Source organism: Segniliparus sp., from assembly GCF_051660745.1.
In the GTDB taxonomy this organism is placed as follows: Bacteria; Actinomycetota; Actinomycetes; order Mycobacteriales; family Mycobacteriaceae; genus Segniliparus.
The window spans coordinates 78192-95181 of the sequence record NZ_JBOFQF010000031.1; the positions used below are offsets into that span (position 1 = coordinate 78192).

Here is a 16990-nt window from a genome sequence, read left to right on the forward strand (position 1 = left end):
GCTGAAAGTTGCTGTGCTCGCGGGCGGAGTCGGCGGCGCCAAGTTCCTGCTCGGCCTGCGCCATCTGTTGGAGTCGGCGAGCCCTGGCGCGGAGATCGCCGCCGTGGTCAACGTCGGCGACGACGCCTGGATGCACGGGCTGAAGATCTGCCCGGACCTCGACTCCTGCATGTACACCCTCGGCGACGGGGTGGACGGCGAGCGCGGCTGGGGGCAGAAGGACGAGACCTACAGCGCGTGGGACGAGCTCAAGGCCTACGGCGTCGAGCCGACCTGGTTCACGCTCGGCGACCGCGACATCGGCACGCATCTCGTGCGCTCCCAGATGCTGGCGGCGGGCTACTCGCTCACCGATGTCACCGAGGCGCTCTGCGCCCGCTGGCGGCCACGGGCGCGCCTTTTGCCGGTCACCGACGACCGCAGCGAGACGCACGTCGTGGTGGCCGACCCCGTGTCGGGCGAGCGCACGGCGATCCACTTCCAGGAATGGTGGGTGAAGCATCGCGCGAAGCTGCAGACGTTCGGCTTCGCGTTCGTCGGCGCGGAGAAGGCCAAACCGAGCGCGCAGGCGCTCGCCGCCATCCGAGAGGCGGACGCGGTGCTGATCGCCCCGTCCAACCCGGTGGTGTCGATCGGCGCCATCCTCGCCGTCCCAGGGGTGCGCGGGGCGCTGCGCGAGGCCAAGGCCCCTGTCGTTGGCCTCTCGCCCATCATCGGCGACAAACCGCTGCGCGGCATGGCCGACATCTGCCTCGCGGCGATCGGCGTTGCCAGCTCGGCCGAGGCGGTCGGCTCGTATTACGGGGCGCGGTTGGACACGGGGCTGCTGGACGGCTGGCTCGTGCACGAGACCGACCAGGCGCTGATCCCAGGGGTGCGCTCGCTCGCCGTGCCGCTCTTGATGACCGATCTCGATGCGACGGCCGCGATGGCCCGCCGCGCGCTGGAGCTGGCTGGAGTGGCGCTATGACCCAACACCCGGCGACGGACCACGCCGCTGACGAGCTGGTGATCTTCCCGCTGCTGGGCCTCCCCGAGTTCCAGCAGGGCGACGACGTGGCCAAGGCCATCGCGGAGGCGACCGCGCTGCGGGACGGCGACGTGCTGGTGGTGACGTCGAAGATCATCTCGAAGGCCGAGGGCCAGATCGTCCCCGCGCCGTCGGACCCCGAGGAGCGCGACGCGCTGCGCCGGGAGCTCGTCCTCAAGGAGGCGCGGCGCGTCCTCGCGCAGCGCAACCGGACCCTGATCACCCAGAACCGCCTCGGCATTGTCGCGGCCGCGTCCGGGGTGGACGGGTCGAACCTTCGGCGAGACGAGCTCGCCCTCTTGCCGGTCGACCCGGACGCGAGCGCGGCGCAGTTGCGGGTGCGGCTGCGCGAGCTCGCGGGCGTCGACGTCGCTGTGGTCGTCACCGACACCATGGGCCGGGCGTGGCGGATGGGCCAGACCGACGCGGCGATCGGGTCGGCGGGCCTCGCGGTCCTGCACCGCTACGGCGGAGCCTTCGACGCGCACGGCAACGAGCTGCACGTCACCGAGGTCGCCATCGCCGACGAGCTCGCCGGAGCCGCCGACCTCGTCAAGGGCAAGCTCGGCGGCGTGCCGGTCGCGGTGGTCCGGGGCTTCTGCCCGCAAGACGACGGCTCCACCGCCCAGGACCTGCAGCGCCCGCTCGAAGAGGACCTCTTCAACCTCGGAGTCGACGAGGCGATGCGGCTGGGGCGCCTCGACGCGGTCCCGGCGCGGCGCTCGACGCGCCAGTTCTCCGACGAGCCGGTCGACCCGGAGGATGTGCGGTCCTCGGTCGCGGACGCGCTCACCGCGCCCGCGCCGCACCACACCCATCCGGTCAAGTTCGTGTGGCTGCGCGACCGGGCCCTGCGCGAGCGGCTGCTGGACCGGATGCGCGCGGCGTGGCGCGCGGACCTCGAATCCGATCCCTTCACCCCCGAGCAGGTCGAGCGCCGTCTCGCCAAGGGCGACATCCTCCTGCGCGCGCCGGAAGTCGTGCTGCCGTTCCTCGTGCCCGACGGGGCGCACGCCTATCGCGACGCGCGGCGCGGCGACTGCGAGCGGACCATGTTCCTCGTCGCGGGCGGCGCTGCCGTCCAAGGCTTGCTCGTCTCGCTCGCGGCGCGCGACCTCGGCAGCTGCTGGATCGGCTCGACCATCTTCAGCGCCGACGTGGTGCGGGAAGTCCTTGGCTTGGACGAGCGCTGGACGCCGCTCGGCGCCGTCGCCGTCGGCCATCCGGCGGGGCCAGCAGGCCCGAGGCCCGAGTGGGACACGGGCCCGTACCTGGTCGAGCGGTGATCGACCAGGACGAGTTGGAACGCGCGCGGCAGGCGTGGGCTGCGCATTGGCCCGATGAACGGCCGATCGGGCATCACATCCGGAACTTCGCGCCCGGCCGCCACATCCGATTTCACTCGCTGCCGCAGAGCAAGCAGTACACGGACACCCCGGAGGAGCTCGGTGTCCTCCTGGATCGGCACAACACGCTCTTTGGCGAGTTCTTCGCGCCGGACGAGGAGCTGTTCTTCGTGTTCCCGACCGTCGAGCCAGCCGACCCGGACTCGGCGATCGTCATCTACGGCAACCCTGTCCCGGAGGAAACCGTCCCAGGCTGCCAGCTCTGGTTCCGCGCGCCGCCGGACGAGGACGAGGACTTCGAGACCGTCTACGACTTCCATATCGCGAAGGTCCGCTGGCGGCGAGGCGCGTTCGACGCCCAGCTGCGCGATGTCGACCGCGAGATCCTGTGGGGAGTGATTATCGCCGACGCGGGCTTCACCCGGCTCGCGCATCCGTATGACGGCGGGCTCGACCTGCTCGTCCCGACCGAAGCCGAAGCGCTGGCGTTGCGCTCGCGCTATCGCGAGTGGGCAGTGGACTGCCCGTGCTGGCAGGACGACGGCTCGGGGCCCGAGACCGATTGAGGCTTCGCGCCAGAGCCTTGCGCCCGCGCTTCCCCCGCGCGCCAGCGGGTCTCGACGCGTTGTCCCCAGCCCGTCGCCGCCAACGTCACCACCGCGCCGACGAGCGCGAGCGCCGTGAGCCGCTCGCCACCGAGCGCGATCCCTGCGGCCACCGCCCACACCGGCTCGGTGCCCATCAAGAGGCTCGCCCGAGTGGCCGATGTGCGGGTGATCGCCCAGAGCTGGAGCAGGAAGGCCAAAAACGTGCAGCCGACGACCAGGATCAGGGCGTAGACCCACTGCGTCGCGGAGAGGCCCCGCACCAACGACGGCAGCGCCTCCCGGCTGATCAGCGTGAACAGCAGCGCGTTCAGACACGACTGCATCAAGGTGAGCGCAAAGACGCCGACGTCGCGGCCGGCCGTCAATCTGCCGCTCAGCACGACCAACGCCGATCGGGTGAACGCCGCGCCGAGCACCATGAGATCGCCGATGTTGGGCCGAGCGAGCCCTCGGGAGCCGATCATGACCGCGACGCCGAGCACCGCGAGGAACGCGGCGACGTAATACAGCCCCGGCAACGGTCTCCGGAGCAGGAAGCCCTCGGCGATCGGGGCGATCACGATGGCGAGGGACACGATGACGCCCGCGTTCGTCGCGGTCGTGTGCGCCACCGCGTTCGTCTCCAAGAGGAGCGTCACGGCCTGGACGAGGCCGAGCGCGCCGCCGATCCAGAGCACGTCCCTGTTCAGCCTCGACCGCGTGGCGAGCACGACGATCAGCAGCAGGGCCGCCGAGGGGATGAACCGCAGCGCCAAGATCGCGGCCGCCCCGCCCGCGCCCGTGAGCTCTTTCGTCGCGAGGTAGCTCAAGCCCCACATCGCGGCGACCGCGAGCAAAGCGATGTCAGCCGGCCGCGACCGTCCCGTTTGCGATTGCCCCAATCGGCGCGCCCTCCCTCGTGCCTGCCAAGCCCTTGCGGCGAGGCTGTCGGGCCGACCTTAGCAGGCGCGACGGCTCAGCGGCGGCGGGGAAGCACTGCGAGCGGAGACTGCAACGCCATCGACCACGCGCGCTCCCTCGGGGTCAAGTTCATGGCGGCCCGAACCCAACGGCGCATGCGGCCCTCATGGTGGGATCGAACAACAGACATCTCGTACTCCTTCTCACGCCGCCTGTGCGGCACTTGGCCCACCATCATGCAAGAACAATGCCAGGTAGTCAAGGGGCAAACGCGAAATGAACAGAAAGTAAACGATATTTTTATCTGCCCTGTTCGGGGGCTTGGCCGGGCCGGGCCCCCGAACAGGGCGCGACAAAGGCCTAACGACCGCGCGTGTTCACGGGCTTGATGACGGCGAGCGGGGTCTGCATGGCCTGGGCGAGCGCACGCTCCTCGCCGCTCATGAACGCGGCGGCGCGCAGCCAGCGGGCCGCGTGGCGGCAGCGGTCCGAAAAGGCCTGCTCGAAAGCGGCGCGGATGTGGTTGGGCTAGGCGTGGTGGTTGAGGAAAGCCATGGCCTTCTCCTTTCGGAGTGGGCGGCTTGGCTCGCGAGAGGCGCTATCGCCAAAAATCAGGAGTCGTCGCGAGCAAACCGAAGACGGGCGGATGGGAGCTGGGGCATGGTCTGTCTATGACCAGAACTACTCATCAGTCCCTCACCTCCTTCGGTTCGGTCGCATCTCGCGAGGCTTTCTTCCATGGTGGCCCCGGGCCACAAGCCTGTCAAGCTGCGCAAAGTGTGAAATGGCCGACGATGCGCCCACAATCCCGAGGCGGTCAGGCGGATGCATCGCAAGGCGTACCGAGCCGTGGCGCACGGAGGCGGTGTGGGTACGCGAGGCGAGGAACAACGCAGCGAGGCGCCGCCTGAGCCCTCGGATCAGACGTCGGAGGAGAAGCGCAACCCACCGTCGGGGATCGACACGCCCGGCCAGACCCTGGCCCCGGAGAGCAGTTCGCAACGGGCGCCGATCTGCGCGCCGTCGCCGATCACCGCGTCCCTGATCAGCGCGCGAGGGCCGATCCGCACCCCGAAACCGAGGATGGACCGTTCGACGACCGCACCGGCCTCCACCTTCGCGCCGTCGAAGACCACCGCGCCGTCCAGGCGGGCGCCCGCGCCGATCTCCACCCCGCGACCGAGCGCGGTGCCGCCGATGACCAGGGCGCCGGGGGCGACGCTCGACCCCTCCGGGACCAGCGCCTCGCCCCGCGCGCCGCCAAGCACCGGCGACGGCGCGATGCCGCGCACCAAATCCGCCGAGCCGCGCACGAAGTCCTCCGGCACCCCCATGTCCCGCCAATAGCCGTTGTCGACGTGGCCGTACACCTTGCCCTTGGCGACAAGGCCGGGGAAGACCTCGCGCTCGATCGACACCGCGCGCCCGGTCGGGATCGACTCGATCACCTCGCGCTTGAACACGTAGCAGCCCGCGTTGATCTGGTCGGTCGGCGGGGCCTCGGTCTTCTCCAGGAACGCCTTCACCTTGCCCTCGCCGTCGGTGACGACGCAGCCGTAAGCCCGAGGGTCGAGCACCCTTGTGAGCAGCAGGGTCGCATCCGCGTTGGTCTCCTGGTGCCGGGCGACCAGCGCCCCGAGGTCCGCGCCGGAGAGCACGTCCCCGTTGAAGACCAGGATCGTCGGCGCGTCGAGGGACCCATAGGCGTTGCGCAGGCCGCCGCCGGTGCCGAGCGGCTCGCTCTCGCTCACGTATTGCAGCTCGAGGCCGAGCTTGGAGCCGTCGCCGAAATGCTCGTGGAACGCTTCGGCGCGATACGAGGTGCCGATGACCACACGGGTCACGCCGATCTCGGCGATCCTGCTGAGCAGGTGGCTCAAGAACGGCACGCCAGCCGTGTGCAGCATCGGCTTGGGCGAGGTCAGGGTGAGCGGGCGCAGCCGTGTGCCCATGCCTCCTGCCAACACCACCGCTTGCACTGCGTTGTCGCTCATGCGCTCACCTTCTCTACTCTGCCGCTCCTCGCCGAGCGATCACAATCTTGGCCCGCAACCCTAGACCACAGCGCACTGCGAGCCGTAACGGAGCCTGCCACGCCGCGGCGTGGCGGTCGGCGAAGAAACGATACGCGCTGTCGTGGTGCGCGCGCAGCATCCGCGCCGGATGGCGTTTCGTGGAATGCCCTTGCTCGTGGAGCACGCGCGCGCCCGGCACATACACGTTCGCCCACCCCGCCCCGGCCAGCCGGTCGCCGAGGTCCACGTCCTCCAGGTACATGAAATACCGCTCGTCGAACCCTCCGACCTGGTCGAACGCGGACCTGCGCAGCAGGAGGCACGCTCCGGAGAGCCAGCCCGCCTCGCGCTCCGATGGCTCCTCGTCCCGGCGCAGATAGCGCCTCGTCCACGGGTTCGTGCGCCACACGCCGACGAGGACCGCGTGCATCGCGCCGAGGAACAAAGTCGGGACCGCCCGCGCGGACGGGTACACCGAGCCGTCCGGATCGCTGATGAGCGGGCCGAACGCCCCGGCGCGCGGCCAGCGCCGGGCCGCTTCGAGGAGCGCGTCGATACTGCCCTCGGCCCAGACCACGTCCGGGTTCGCCACGAGGTAGAACTCCGCGTCGCCCACGAGCTCCCGGACCTTGGCCGCGCCCAGGTTCGCCCCCCGCCCGAAGCCCAGGTTCTCGCCCGACTCCACCAGCACGGCGTTCGGGTGCTTCGCCGCCGCGGCTTGCGGAGCCCCGTCGACCGAGCCGTTGTCCACCATGACGACCAGCGGATCGGCCTTCGTCGCCGCCGCGACGCTGGCCAAGAATTCCTCAAGGTGCTTGCCCGGCGAGTAGGTCACCGTGACGATTGCGAATTTCTGCGATCCCCCCGTGCCGCCCGCGACCGTCATCCGTGCTGGAGGGCGTAACGCAGCGCGTCCCGCCAGGCTCGTGGGGGCCGCAGCCCGCTCTGCACCCAGGAGGCGACCGACAGGACCGAGTACGGGGGGCGTGGGGCCGGGCGGGACAGCTCCCAGCTCATGCACGGCCGCACCCGTCCGGGATCGGCCCCCATCTCCTCGAAGACCGCGCGCGCGAGGTCGTACCTGCTGCACCCCCCCGTGTTGCAGAACTGCAGGAGCGCGCCCTCGTCGCCCCGCCACACCAGCTCCATCAGCCCGTACACGAGGTCGGCGGAATGCGTCGGGGACCCGACCTGGTCGGTGACCGCGCGCATCGTGCCGCTGCCCTGCGACTGCTCGCGCGCGATGGAGACGAAGTCGCGCCCGTTGCGCTCGCCGCTGTACACCCAGCTGGTGCGCACCACGACGCTGCGCGGATTGTGCTCGAAGGCCAGGCGCTCGCCCGCGAGCTTGCTCTCGCCGTACACCTGGATCGGACGGGGCTCGTCGTCGGTCTCGTACGGCCGGGCGAGGCGGACCGAGAACCACCCCTCCTCTTGCCCGGCGAAGACGTAGTCGGTGGAGACGTGGATGAGCCGCGCACCGGTCCGCGCGCAGGCTTTGGCGAGATTGCCAACCGCCTCGGCGTTGATCCGGTGCGCGTTCTCCGAGTCGGACTCGGCCGTGTCCACCTTGGTCTCCGCCGCGCAGTTGACCACGACGTCCCCCGGCCGCACCGTCTCGGCCACCGCGTCCTCGTCGCAGATGTCCAGCTGGGCGCGCGAAAGCGCGAGCACGTTGTAATCGTGCTCGCGGGCGACCTTCGCGAGCCTGGAACCCACCTGGCCCCCGGCCCCGGTGATCACCAAGCGCTCGACGCGCGCGTTCAATGTCTCATCCCTAGCTCCACAGCACGCTAGCCTAGTCCATGCAATGAGCGAGGTTATGAGGAAGTTGTCCGACGCGTCCCCCGGGTCTCGGGGCGGCGCGCGCCCAGACGACCCCAAGGGCAAAGCCGCCCGGCGCCCGGCGCCCGAGCCCGTCACCAAGCCGAGGGCGATCGCGACCGTCTGCTCGCTCATGGCGCTCACGCTGACCGGGGCCGCGTGGGGCTGGAGCCAGAGCACCGACAACTCGATCTTCAAGTTCGACCTCAACGACAGCATCTCCCAGACCGACGACGGCGCCGAGGACATCCTCCTCGTCGGCGTGGACAGCCGCACCGACGCGGCGGGCAACCCGCTGCCCGAGGAGCTGCGCGACAAGCTCCACGCGGGCGGGAACGAGGAGAACGGCACGGTCAACACCGACACGATCATCTTGGTCCGCATCCCGAGGTCCGGCGGCGCGGCAACCGCCGTGTCGATTCCCCGGGACTCGTTCGTCAAGGCCCCCGGCCTCGGCCAAGTCAAGATCAACTCGGTGTACGGCTCCACGAAAGAGGCGAAACGGCTCCAGCTGGTGCAGTCCGGGGTCAAGGACGCGGAGGCCGAGCGGCAGGGCACGCTCGCGGCCCGCAACGCGCTCGCGCAGACCGTGCACGACCTCACCGGGGTGTCCATCGACCATATGGCGGAGATCGGCCTGCTGGGCTTCGTGCAGTTCACCGACGCGCTCGGCGGCGTGGACGTGTGCTTGAACGACGCCGTGGACGAGCCGCTGTCCGGGGCGAACTTCCCCGCCGGGCGCCAGACCCTCGACGGCGTGCAGGCGCTCTCCTTCGTCCGCCAACGCCACGACCTGCCCCGAGGGGACCTCGACCGCATCGTCCGCCAGCAGGCGTTCATGGCTGGCTTGGCCCGCAAGGCGCTCTCGGGGAAGTTCCTGCGCGATCCGGGGAAGATCAACCAGATCCTCGACGCGGTCAAGACGTCGATCGCGATCGACGACAAGTGGAACGTCATCGACTTCGTCTCGAAGCTCAGCGACCTGGCGGGCGGGCAAGTGCGCTTCGAGACCGTCCCCGTGGTCGACCCGGACGGGCAGACCCCCGGCGGACAGAGCGTGGTGATCGTCGACCCGAAGTCGGTGCAGGGGTATTTCCAAAACCTGCTCGACGCCCAGAAGCGGGAGCCCACGTCCGCCCAGCCGGCCCAGCCCGAGGCGACCGTGGACGTGGAGAACGCGAGCAACATCCCCGGGCTGGCCCAGAAAGTCGCGGCCGGGCTCGGCGGGGCCGGGTTCAACACCGGCGACGTCGGCGAGTACAGCGGGGCGAAGCCCGAGACCAGCGCGGTGTACGCGCATTCAGCGGACGACGCCATGGTCGCGCAGCTCTCCGGCGCGGTCGGCGAGCTCCCGGTGAAAGTCGACAGCTCGCTGCCCGCAGGCCATGTGCGGCTCGTCCTCGCGGGCGACTCCGCGACAACGATCACAGTGCAGGCCCCGGACTCGGCCCCGCCCTCCGAGGACAGCACCCCGCCCGACGCGGACCATCCGATCTCGGCCTCGTCGAGCGACATACGCTGCGTCAACTAGGGCGGACGGGCTTCCCGCCGTTCCACGCGGACAGCCGCTACTCTCGTTCGTATGCTTCTGCCCTCCCCAGCGATCTCCGACCGGCAGCTGGCCCAGGCGCTCAGCTGGACAGCCGCCATTGCCGTCCCCTTGCTCGACGGCGCGGCGGAGGCCGACCTCTTGCGGCTCAAGCGCCGCGAGCCGGGCGGCCAGGGCTCCTCACGGGTGAGCGGCGCGCTCGACACGGCGGCGAGACTCGTGCAGTCCAGGAGCCTGCCGGGCACGGCGGGCTGGGAGGCGAAAACCGTCTCCGAGCGCAGCCACTGGTGGGCGGGGCGGATCGGGGCGATCGGCTCCGCCGTGGCGAGCGCGCCGGGCGTGTTCGGCGCCCTCGCCGACCGGTTCCCCGTCCAGGACGCGTTCGGGTTCGCCACCCAGGCGGTCGCGTTGTGCGCGATCGCCCGCGAGCACGGGGTGGCCGATCGCGAGGAGCTCGTCCGCATGCTGGCCGAAGTGCTCTGCGGCCGCAAGCTCGACCCGGCGGCGCTCGCCGCGCCCGCCGGACCGGCCCCCTTCCACGAGAAGGACGAGGGCAAAGCGCGCCCCGCGGCGATCAGGCTGGTCGGCGGACTGTGGCAGATCACGCGCATCGTCCGGTCGATCACCGCAGAATTGGAGAAACGCCCGCACGGCGCGTCCGGCTACCACCTCGTCGGCAAGCTCCCCGTGGTCGGGGTGGTCGGCGATTTCCTCTACGAGACCGGCGGGGTGCGCCGCGCGGTCGCGGACGGCGAGAGCTGGCTGGCCGCGCGCGGGGCGGGCGCGGAGAACACCCGGCGCGGCTGGCGCAAAGGCGTGCTGCGCGGGCGTTGAGCGCTACCCGAGCAGGTCCTCGAGCGCGCCGCGCAGCGTCGGGAACTGGAACTCGAACCCCGCCGCTTCCAGCCGCTCGGGGACGCCGCGCCTGCCGGTGAGCGCGAGCGCCGCGTCCGTGCGCAGGATCGGAGCCCCGAGGCGCACCGCGAACGCCGGGGTCGGCGGGGCCCACGGCCTGCGCAGCACATGGCGCAGCTCGGCCATGAACTCCTCGTTGCGCACCGGATTCGGCGCGGTGGCGTTGACCGTGCCGCAGACCCGGCCCGCCAAGGCGAACCGCGCGACGGCGAGCCAGTCCGCGATATGGATCCAGCTGAACCACTGCTGTCCGGAGCCGACCCTCCCGCCGAGGCCGTATTTCGTCAGCGTGACCAGCTTGTCCAGCGCAGGCGTGCCTGCTGCGAGTGCGATGCTCGTGCGCAGGACCGCCTTCGAGCCCGCGACCGCGCCGTCGAACGCCTCCTCCCAAGGCGCTGCCACCCCCGTCATCTGCTTGAGTCCCGTCGTCAGCGGGGGAATCGGCGTCTCCTCGGTCAGCTCCGCCTCGCCCGCGTCGCCGTGGATCGCGAGCGTCGAGCCCTGCACCCACACCGGGATCTGCTCGTCCAGCCGCTCGGAAGCCGCCACCAGCGCGCGCGTCGAGCGCACCCTGGAATCGGTGAGCAGCCGGATGTTCCGTTTCGTCGGCGGGCGGTCCACGATTTCGCCCGCGAGGTTCACCAGCGCGGCCCCGGAGAGCTCGCCCGCCCACGGGCCGACGCTCTCCCCGTCCCATTGCGCCTGGCGGTGCTTGGCCCCCGGCTTGGGCGACCGGGTGAGCACGACGATGTCGTGGCCCCTGGCGGCGAGGTCGTCGGCGAGCCTGGAGCCGAGCGCGCCCGCGCCCCCGGCGATCACGATCTTCATGGCGCGAGTGTAGCCGCGCGGACGGGCCTCGCAATCTCTCAGCCCACGCTCATGCGGTCATCAACATATTCATATATGCGTATTCAATGATGAATTGTCACGACCACGCCGACTGAAGGAGACCACATGTCCGACGACCCCGCCCACGAATCCCCGCTGGTCTGCCCGCGCTGCGTCGGGCAGATGCTCATGACGCAGCGCTTCGGCAGCCCGCTGCACCAATGCTCAGGATGCGGCGGGACGTTCTTCGACCGCAACGAGCTGGAACAGCTCCTCGAAGCCGCGCGGCGGCTCGGCGCCCCGCCGCAGCCGCAGTACTACCCGCAGGCCCCGCAGACGCCCCCGGCGCAGCCGGGAGTCTTCGGCGGCCTGTTCGGCGGGCACGACCGCTACCCGCGCAGGCATCACTAGCCCGCGCGGCCGCCGCCGAGCACGTCGAGACGCTTCCCCGCGAGATCGGACAAGGCCCGGGCCTGGCCGAGGTCCGCCTCCCGCCCCTGGGGGTCGGCGACCACCGCCGTCACCCCCGCGTCCGCGAGGACCAGCGCGAGATACGCCACGCGGCGGCGGTGCTCCGCCTCCTCCGTCGCAGATCCGGACAGGTCCGAGGAGAGCGACGCGCGTTGCGCCCGCACGTCGAGGACGTACGCGCGCTCGCCAGACTCCGCGAGATCGCGCGCGGCCCGCGCGGCGGACTCGACCGCGCTCGGCCCGAAAGCCCACAGCACGTTCGACGCAGAGGGGCTCGGCGCGACCGGCTGGGCCCAGCTGGCCTCGGACTGGCGCCCGGACGGGGCCGCCCGGCCCTCGATCACGCACCCCGCGCCGACAGTGTCGTTGCTGAGCTCGTCCACGAGGATGAACGACCCGGTCTCCCGGTTCTGCTGGTACGGGTCGACGACCGCGTCGCCCGAAAGGCGCAGCACCACCTCGCCGATGTCGTTGAGCGCCAGATACTCCGGGTTCGGCACCTGTGTGAGCTCTTCGGGGTCGAGCCGGTGCCGGATCTCGGCGACCTGCGCCAGCACCCACCGCGCGGTGTGCTTCACAAGCATGCGCGATCCCTCGCGCAGCGGCTCCTCCCCCATCCAGCAGACCACAGCCACAAGCTCGCGGGCCGCGACGGGCAGGCTCGCCCCGCCCGCGATGAGATCGCCGCGCCCGACGTCGAGGTCCTCCGACAGCTCCACCGCGAGCGAGCGCGGCGCGACCGCCCGGTCGCTCTCCTCGCCGAGGAGGTCGATGGCGAGCACCGTCGCGGAGGCGCCTTCCGGGAGCACCGTGACCACGTCGCCGACGCTCAAGGTCCCGCTCGCGAGCCTGCCCGCGTAGCGCCGCCCGCCGCCGGGCAGGCGGATCACCTGCTGCACCGGCAGGCGGACGTCCGGGGAGCGCTCCGCCTCCTCGGCGGGCTCGACCGCTTCGAGCTGCTCCAACAGGATCGGGCCGTCGTACCACGGGGTCCGCTCCGAGCGCCGGACGATGTTGTCCCCGTCCTTCGCCACCACCGGGATCACCAGCAGGTCCGGGATGCCGAGCCGCTCGGCGAGGACGCGCAGCTGCTCGCGCACCTCCTCGAACCGGTGCGGGTCGAGGCCGACCAGGTCCATCTTGTTCACCGCCGCGATGACGTGGCGGACCCCGAGCAACTGCGTGATCATCGCGTGGCGGCGGGTCTGCCGGACCACGCCGACGCGGGCGTCCACCAAGATGACGGACACGTCGGCGGTGGAGGTTCCGGTGAACATGTTGCGGGTGTACCGCTCGTGGCCGGGGGTGTCCGCGAGGATGTAGTCGCGGTCCTCGGTGGAGAAGTAGCGGTACGCCACGTCGATGGTGATGCCCTGCTCGGCCTCCGCCCGCAGGCCGTCGGTGACCGCCGCGAGGTCGAGCTCGCCCGACTCGTCGGTGACCGCCGCGAGCTGGTCGTCGGGCAGGCTGCCGGTGTCGTGGAGGAGCCTGCCGATGAGCGTGGACTTCCCGTCGTCCACCGATCCTGCCGTGGCGAGGCGCAAAAGTTGACGGACAGGGGCTGTGGACTGCATGTATCCACAGTACCGGCCCGCCGCCCCGGCCCTGCCACGCGCATCCGCGCAACGTTGCGCGCGCTTCCCGGGAACATGAATTGAAATTGAAAACTAAAAAGTACCTTGATCTAACGAGTACTTCCCTGCTAGGGTTCCGGTGAGAACGAACTCCGAGATAGGAAGGCCTCGAATGCGCCCGATCAGAACCCTCGTCCGCGCTGGCGTGCTCGCGGCGGCACTGGCCTCTGCCGCACTGCTCGCCCCAGTCGCGGCCATCGCGAGCCCCGGCGACCCGTGCGCCGACCCCCAAGGACACCCCGGCAGGACCGGTCAAGACGGCAGCTGCCAGCTCCCGTACGGCCCGCCGCCACGACAGCAGCCGCCCCGCTGACGAGCGGGCGCGCGCCATGGGGAGCGGGCGCGGGCAGTTGCGGCCTCCGAGGGGTGCCGCAACTGCCCGCGCCCGCGCTCATAGGGCGGGAAAGTTAGAAATTACCCGGATCAGAAATACCCGGCGCGTTTGCGGTCTTCCATCGCGGAGGCGGACACCTTGTCGTCGGCCCGGGTCTGCCCGCGCTCGGAGATAGTCGTCTCTTCGATCTCCGCGATCACCTCGGGGATGGTCGTCGCCGTGGAGCGCACCGCTCCGGTGATGGTGAGGTCGCCGACGGTCCGGTACCGGACCGACTCCACCGACGAGCGCTCCCCCGGCCCCGGCCGGAGCAGCTCGGAGACCGCGAGCAGCATCCCGTCGCGCTCGAAGACCTCGCGCTCATGGGCGAAGTAGACGCCCGGCAGGGCCAGGCCTTCGGCTTCGATATAGCGCCAGACGTCGAGCTCGGTCCAGTTCGACAGCGGGAACACGCGGACCGACTCGCCCCGCCGGATGCGGGTGTTGTAGAGCGTCCACGGCTCCGGGCGCTGCGCCCTCGGCTCCCACTGCCCGTGCTCGTCGCGGAACGAGAGCACCCGCTCCTTGGCGCGCGCCCGCTCCTCGTCCCGCCGCGCGCCGCCGAACGCGGCGTCGAACCTGCCCTCCGCCAACGCGTCGAGGAGCGTGCGGGTCTGCAGCTGGTTGCGCGACGGCCCGTTCTCCACGACGCGGCCCCGGTCGATGGACTCCTGCACCGAGGCGACCAACAGCTTGTGCCCGGATTGCGCCACGCGGCGGTCGCGGAACTCGACCACCTCGGGGAAGTTGTGCCCGGTGTCGACGTGCAGCACCGGGAAAGGCAGCGGGTTCGGCGCGAACGCCTTCTCCGCCAGGCGCAGGAGCACGATGGAGTCTTTGCCCGCCGAGAAGAGCAGGACGGGGCGCTCCAGCTCCGCGACCACTTCGCGGATGATGTGCACGGCTTCGGCCTCAAGCGCCGTCAAAGCCGAAAGCTGGGTGGCTCCAACCGACATCATGACTCCATTCATCACAGCTTTTCAGCCCGCCCGCCCGCATGGACAGATCGCACGGCGGCAGGCGGTGACGCGCACGAGCGCAACGGCCACCAGTTTAGGCGATGCCGTCGAACAGGGAAGTCACGGAGCCGTTCTCGAAGACCTCTTGGATGGTCCGGGCGAGCAGCGGCGCGATGGACAGGACGGTGAGCCCTTGGAAGCGCTTCTCCTCGGGGATCGGCAGCGTGTTGGTCACGATGACCTCTTTCACGCCGCAGGAGGAGAGCCGCTCGGCCGCCGGGTCGGAGAGGATGCCGTGCGTGGCGGCGACGATGACCTCTTTCGCGCCGCTCTCGTGCAGCAGCCGGACCGCGCCCGCGATGGTGCCGCCGGTGTCGATCATGTCGTCGATGATCACGCAGGTGCGGCCCTTGACGTCGCCGACGACGGAATTCGCGGTGACCTGGTTCGGGACGAGCGGGTCGCGGGTCTTGTGGATGAAGGCCAGCGGCTTGCCGCCGAAGCCGTCCGCCCATTTCTCGGCCACCCGCACCCGGCCGGAGTCCGGCGAGACAACGACGATGTCGTCGAGCTGGTAGTTCTGCGTGATGTACTCGGTCAGCGTCCCCTTGGCGTGCATGTGGTCGACCGGGCCGTCGAAGAAGCCCTGCACCTGGTCGGCGTGCAGGTCGACGGTGATGATCCGGTCCGCGCCCGCGGTCTTGAACAGATCGGCGACCAGGCGCGCGGAGATCGGCTCGCGGCCCCGGTGCTTCTTGTCCTGGCGCGCGTAGGGGTAGAACGGCAGAATCGCGGTGATCCGCTTCGCAGAGCCGCGCTTGAGCGCGTCGATCATCAGCAGCTGCTCCATGAGCCACTTGTTGAGCGGCGCGGGATGGCTTTGCAGGACGAAGGCGTCCGAGCCGCGGACCGACTCTTCGAAGCGGACGTAGATCTCGCCGTTGGCGAAGTCGCGGGCCACCTGCGGGGTGATCGGAACCTTCAGCTCCTTGGCGACTTCCTCGGACAGCTCCGGGTGCGAACGTCCGGAGAAGAGCATGAGGCTCTTGCGGTTATCGGTCCACTGCGCGGTCACGTGCCAACTTCTCCTTCGTCCAAGCCGAGAGCCTCGGCAGCGGCTTTCGCAGATTTCGTCCCCGCGCGTTTCTGCAACGTCCACTGCGGGATGTTGCGCTGTTTCCCGGCGGACACGGCGAGCGCTCCCGGCGGCACATCCTCCTTGAGGACGGTGCCCGCGCCGATGTACGCCCCGTGTCCAACAGTCAACGGCGCAACGAACATGGTATCCGACCCGGAGCGCACGTGGTCACCCACGACGGTGGTGTGCTTGTTCACTCCGTCGTAGTTGACGAACACGCTGGACGCGCCGATGTTGCTGTGCTCCCCGATGACCGCGTCCCCGGCGTAGGTGAGGTGCGGGATTTTGCTGCCCGCCCCGATCCGCGCGTTCTTGGTCTCCACGAACGTCCCGATCTTGCCCGCAGCCCCCAGCTCGGTGCCGGGGCGCAGATACGCGAAGGGCCCGACCTGCGCCCGGTCGCCGACGACCGCGCCGGTCGAGTGCGTCCGGGACACGACCGCCTCGGCGCCGACGAAGGTGTCCTCCAACGTCGTGTCCGGCCCGATCCGCGCCCCGGTTTTGACCACGGTCGAGCCTTTGAGCTGTGTCCCCGGCTCGATGCGGACGTCGGGCTCGATCTCGACCCCGACGTCGATCCAGGTGCTCGCCGGGTCCACGACCGTGACGCCCGCGAGCATGTGCCCGCGCAGGATGCGCCGGTTGAACTCGGCCGCGAGGTCGGCGAGCTGCACCAGGTCGTTGCAGCCCTCCAACGCCACCGGGTCCGCGGCGATGGTCGCGATGACCGAGCGGCCCTGGCCCAGCGCGATCTCGACCACGTCGGTGAGATACCGCTCGCCCTGCGAGTTGGCCAGGCCGATGGCGGGCAGCGCGGCCCGCAGCAGCGAGGCCTCGAACGCGTACACCCCGGAGTTCACTTCGAGGACGCGGCGCTGCTCGTCGGTGGCGTCGCGCTCCTCGACGATCCCCGTGAGCGCGCCGCCGGGCGAGCGGAGGATCCTGCCGTAGCCGTACGGCTCCGCGACGACCCTGGTGAGGACGGAGCCGTCCGCCCGGCCCTCGCGGTGGCTCGCCACGAACTGCGCGAGCGTCGCGCCGTCGAGCATCGGGAAGTCGCTATAGATGACGAGCACCGTGCCGTCGAAGTCCGAGGGGATCGCCGCGAGGCCCGCGTCGGCGGCTCCGCCGGTGCCGTCCGGCACGGGCTGGGTCGCGATGGAGACCGGCGTCCCGACGAGCTCGCCCACGCGCGCCGCCGCCTGCGCGACCGGCTCGCCGTGCGGGCTGACCACGACGACCAGATGCGCGGGGTCCAGCTCCGCAGCCGCGCGAACGGCGTGCTCCAGCATGCTCCGTCCGGCAATAGGGTGCAGCGGCTTCGGAGTCTTGGACCGCATTCGGGTTCCGGAGCCCGCGGCCAAGACCAGCACGGCAAGGCGAGGTCCCAAAGTCATTCC

At 70.6% G+C, this 16990-nt stretch carries 18 protein-coding genes; 8 read left to right on the forward strand and 10 right to left on the reverse strand.

The genetic code is table 11. The features are described from left to right. The first annotated feature begins 1 nt into the window (after position 1). The 3 genes from cofD to ACRC20_RS10655 are packed head-to-tail and all read left to right on the forward strand — an operon-like array spanning position 2 to position 2942. The gene (cofD, locus tag ACRC20_RS10645; RefSeq protein WP_438686387.1) at positions 2-970 is read left to right on the forward strand and encodes a 2-phospho-L-lactate transferase; all 969 of its coding nucleotides are present in this window, start codon (positions 2-4) and stop codon (positions 968-970) included. Continuing rightward, on the forward strand, positions 967-2316 hold the full coding sequence (locus tag ACRC20_RS10650) for a coenzyme F420-0:L-glutamate ligase (protein ID WP_438686351.1): 1350 nt from the start codon (positions 967-969) through the stop codon (positions 2314-2316). Before cofD ends, ACRC20_RS10650 begins: the two co-directional genes overlap by 4 nt. Next, the gene (locus ACRC20_RS10655; protein WP_438686352.1) at positions 2313-2942 is read left to right on the forward strand and encodes a DUF3885 domain-containing protein; all 630 of its coding nucleotides are present in this window, start codon (positions 2313-2315) and stop codon (positions 2940-2942) included. Before ACRC20_RS10650 ends, ACRC20_RS10655 begins: the two co-directional genes overlap by 4 nt. Here ACRC20_RS10655 and ACRC20_RS10660 read toward each other — a convergent pair. Both ACRC20_RS10660 and ACRC20_RS10665 read right to left on the reverse strand, forming a co-directional pair. Continuing rightward, positions 2876-3820, reverse strand: a complete 945-nt coding sequence (locus ACRC20_RS10660; RefSeq protein ID WP_438686353.1) for a DMT family transporter — start codon at positions 3818-3820, stop codon at positions 2876-2878. The genes ACRC20_RS10655 and ACRC20_RS10660 overlap by 67 nt on opposite strands. Positions 3821-3939: 119 nt before the next feature. After that, the gene (locus ACRC20_RS10665) at positions 3940-4074 is read right to left on the reverse strand and encodes a hypothetical protein (protein ID WP_438686354.1); all 135 of its coding nucleotides are present in this window, start codon (positions 4072-4074) and stop codon (positions 3940-3942) included. Positions 4075-4257: 183 nt separating this feature from the next. Here ACRC20_RS10665 and ACRC20_RS10670 point away from each other — a divergent pair, with 183 nt between their 5' ends. Next, positions 4258-4416: a hypothetical protein gene (locus tag ACRC20_RS10670; protein WP_438686355.1), complete on the forward strand. Its 159-nt coding sequence runs from the start codon at positions 4258-4260 to the stop codon at positions 4414-4416. Between the two features lie 388 nt (positions 4417-4804). Here the strand turns inward: ACRC20_RS10670 and ACRC20_RS10675 are convergent, their stop codons facing one another. From ACRC20_RS10675 to rfbD, 3 genes are read right to left on the reverse strand one after another with little or no spacing between them, the layout of a single operon-like run. Next, positions 4805-5878, reverse strand: a complete 1074-nt coding sequence (locus ACRC20_RS10675; protein ID WP_438686356.1) for a sugar phosphate nucleotidyltransferase — start codon at positions 5876-5878, stop codon at positions 4805-4807. A 13-nt stretch (positions 5879-5891) separates the two neighbouring features. After that, on the reverse strand, positions 5892-6785 hold the full coding sequence (locus tag ACRC20_RS10680) for a glycosyltransferase family 2 protein (RefSeq protein WP_438686357.1): 894 nt from the start codon (positions 6783-6785) through the stop codon (positions 5892-5894). Then, entirely contained in the window at positions 6782-7666 is an 885-nt protein-coding gene (gene rfbD / locus ACRC20_RS10685; RefSeq protein ID WP_438686358.1) for a dTDP-4-dehydrorhamnose reductase, read from the reverse strand. Before rfbD ends, ACRC20_RS10680 begins: the two co-directional genes overlap by 4 nt. Before the next feature lie 55 nt (positions 7667-7721). Here rfbD and ACRC20_RS10690 point away from each other — a divergent pair, with 55 nt between their 5' ends. Beyond that, on the forward strand, positions 7722-9254 hold the full coding sequence (locus ACRC20_RS10690) for an LCP family protein (protein ID WP_438686359.1): 1533 nt from the start codon (positions 7722-7724) through the stop codon (positions 9252-9254). Positions 9255-9305: 51 nt separating this feature from the next. After that, positions 9306-10106 carry a hypothetical protein gene (locus tag ACRC20_RS10695; RefSeq protein WP_438686360.1) on the forward strand — a complete coding sequence of 267 codons (801 nt, stop codon included), beginning with the start codon at positions 9306-9308 and terminating at the stop codon, positions 10104-10106. 3 nt (positions 10107-10109) lie between these two features. Here the strand turns inward: ACRC20_RS10695 and ACRC20_RS10700 are convergent, their stop codons facing one another. After that, positions 10110-11015 carry an epimerase gene (locus ACRC20_RS10700; protein WP_438686361.1) on the reverse strand — a complete coding sequence of 302 codons (906 nt, stop codon included), beginning with the start codon at positions 11013-11015 and terminating at the stop codon, positions 10110-10112. Positions 11016-11141: 126 nt separating this feature from the next. Between ACRC20_RS10700 and ACRC20_RS10705 the strand changes: the two genes are divergently transcribed. Then, entirely contained in the window at positions 11142-11426 is a 285-nt protein-coding gene (locus ACRC20_RS10705) for a zf-TFIIB domain-containing protein (protein WP_438686362.1), read from the forward strand. Here the strand turns inward: ACRC20_RS10705 and ACRC20_RS10710 are convergent. Beyond that, entirely contained in the window at positions 11423-13060 is a 1638-nt protein-coding gene (locus tag ACRC20_RS10710) for a GTP-binding protein (protein ID WP_438686363.1), read from the reverse strand. The two genes, ACRC20_RS10705 and ACRC20_RS10710, sit on opposite strands and share 4 nt — an antisense overlap. 172 nt (positions 13061-13232) lie before the next feature. Here ACRC20_RS10710 and ACRC20_RS10715 point away from each other — a divergent pair, with 172 nt between their 5' ends. Then, positions 13233-13433: a hypothetical protein gene (locus tag ACRC20_RS10715; protein WP_438686364.1), complete on the forward strand. Its 201-nt coding sequence runs from the start codon at positions 13233-13235 to the stop codon at positions 13431-13433. 110 nt (positions 13434-13543) lie between these two features. Here ACRC20_RS10715 and cysD read toward each other — a convergent pair whose 3' ends face one another. The 3 genes from cysD to glmU form a co-directional block, all read right to left on the reverse strand. After that, a complete protein-coding gene (cysD, locus tag ACRC20_RS10720; protein WP_438686388.1) occupies positions 13544-14449 on the reverse strand; it encodes a sulfate adenylyltransferase subunit CysD in 906 nt (301 codons plus the stop codon). 97 nt (positions 14450-14546) lie between these two features. Beyond that, positions 14547-15527, reverse strand: coding sequence for a ribose-phosphate diphosphokinase (locus ACRC20_RS10725; protein ID WP_438686365.1), 981 nt, complete (start codon positions 15525-15527; stop codon positions 14547-14549). Beyond that, the gene (gene glmU / locus ACRC20_RS10730; RefSeq protein ID WP_438686366.1) at positions 15524-16987 is read right to left on the reverse strand and encodes a bifunctional UDP-N-acetylglucosamine diphosphorylase/glucosamine-1-phosphate N-acetyltransferase GlmU; all 1464 of its coding nucleotides are present in this window, start codon (positions 16985-16987) and stop codon (positions 15524-15526) included. The genes ACRC20_RS10725 and glmU overlap by 4 nt, the downstream gene beginning before the upstream one ends. Positions 16988-16990: the final 3 nt, after the last annotated feature.

Bases quoted from the DNA above. Each gene is read 5' to 3' on its own strand.
- ACRC20_RS10650 (WP_438686351.1), top strand. From the start codon at position 967: ATGACCCAACACCCGGCGACGGACCACGCCGCTGACGAGCTGGTGATC.
- ACRC20_RS10665 (WP_438686354.1), bottom strand. From the start codon at position 4,074: ATGTCTGTTGTTCGATCCCACCATGAGGGCCGCATGCGCCGTTGGGTT.
- ACRC20_RS10675 (WP_438686356.1), bottom strand. From the start codon at position 5,878: ATGAGCGACAACGCAGTGCAAGCGGTGGTGTTGGCAGGAGGCATGGGC.
- ACRC20_RS10680 (WP_438686357.1), bottom strand. From the start codon at position 6,785: ATGACGGTCGCGGGCGGCACGGGGGGATCGCAGAAATTCGCAATCGTC.
- ACRC20_RS10690 (WP_438686359.1), top strand. From the start codon at position 7,722: ATGAGGAAGTTGTCCGACGCGTCCCCCGGGTCTCGGGGCGGCGCGCGC.
- ACRC20_RS10695 (WP_438686360.1), top strand. From the start codon at position 9,306: ATGCTTCTGCCCTCCCCAGCGATCTCCGACCGGCAGCTGGCCCAGGCG.
- ACRC20_RS10700 (WP_438686361.1), bottom strand. From the start codon at position 11,015: ATGAAGATCGTGATCGCCGGGGGCGCGGGCGCGCTCGGCTCCAGGCTC.
- ACRC20_RS10705 (WP_438686362.1), top strand. From the start codon at position 11,142: ATGTCCGACGACCCCGCCCACGAATCCCCGCTGGTCTGCCCGCGCTGC.
- ACRC20_RS10710 (WP_438686363.1), bottom strand. From the start codon at position 13,060: ATGCAGTCCACAGCCCCTGTCCGTCAACTTTTGCGCCTCGCCACGGCA.
- ACRC20_RS10715 (WP_438686364.1), top strand. From the start codon at position 13,233: ATGCGCCCGATCAGAACCCTCGTCCGCGCTGGCGTGCTCGCGGCGGCA.
- cysD (WP_438686388.1), bottom strand. From the start codon at position 14,449: ATGTCGGTTGGAGCCACCCAGCTTTCGGCTTTGACGGCGCTTGAGGCC.
- glmU (WP_438686366.1), bottom strand. From the start codon at position 16,987: ATGACTTTGGGACCTCGCCTTGCCGTGCTGGTCTTGGCCGCGGGCTCC.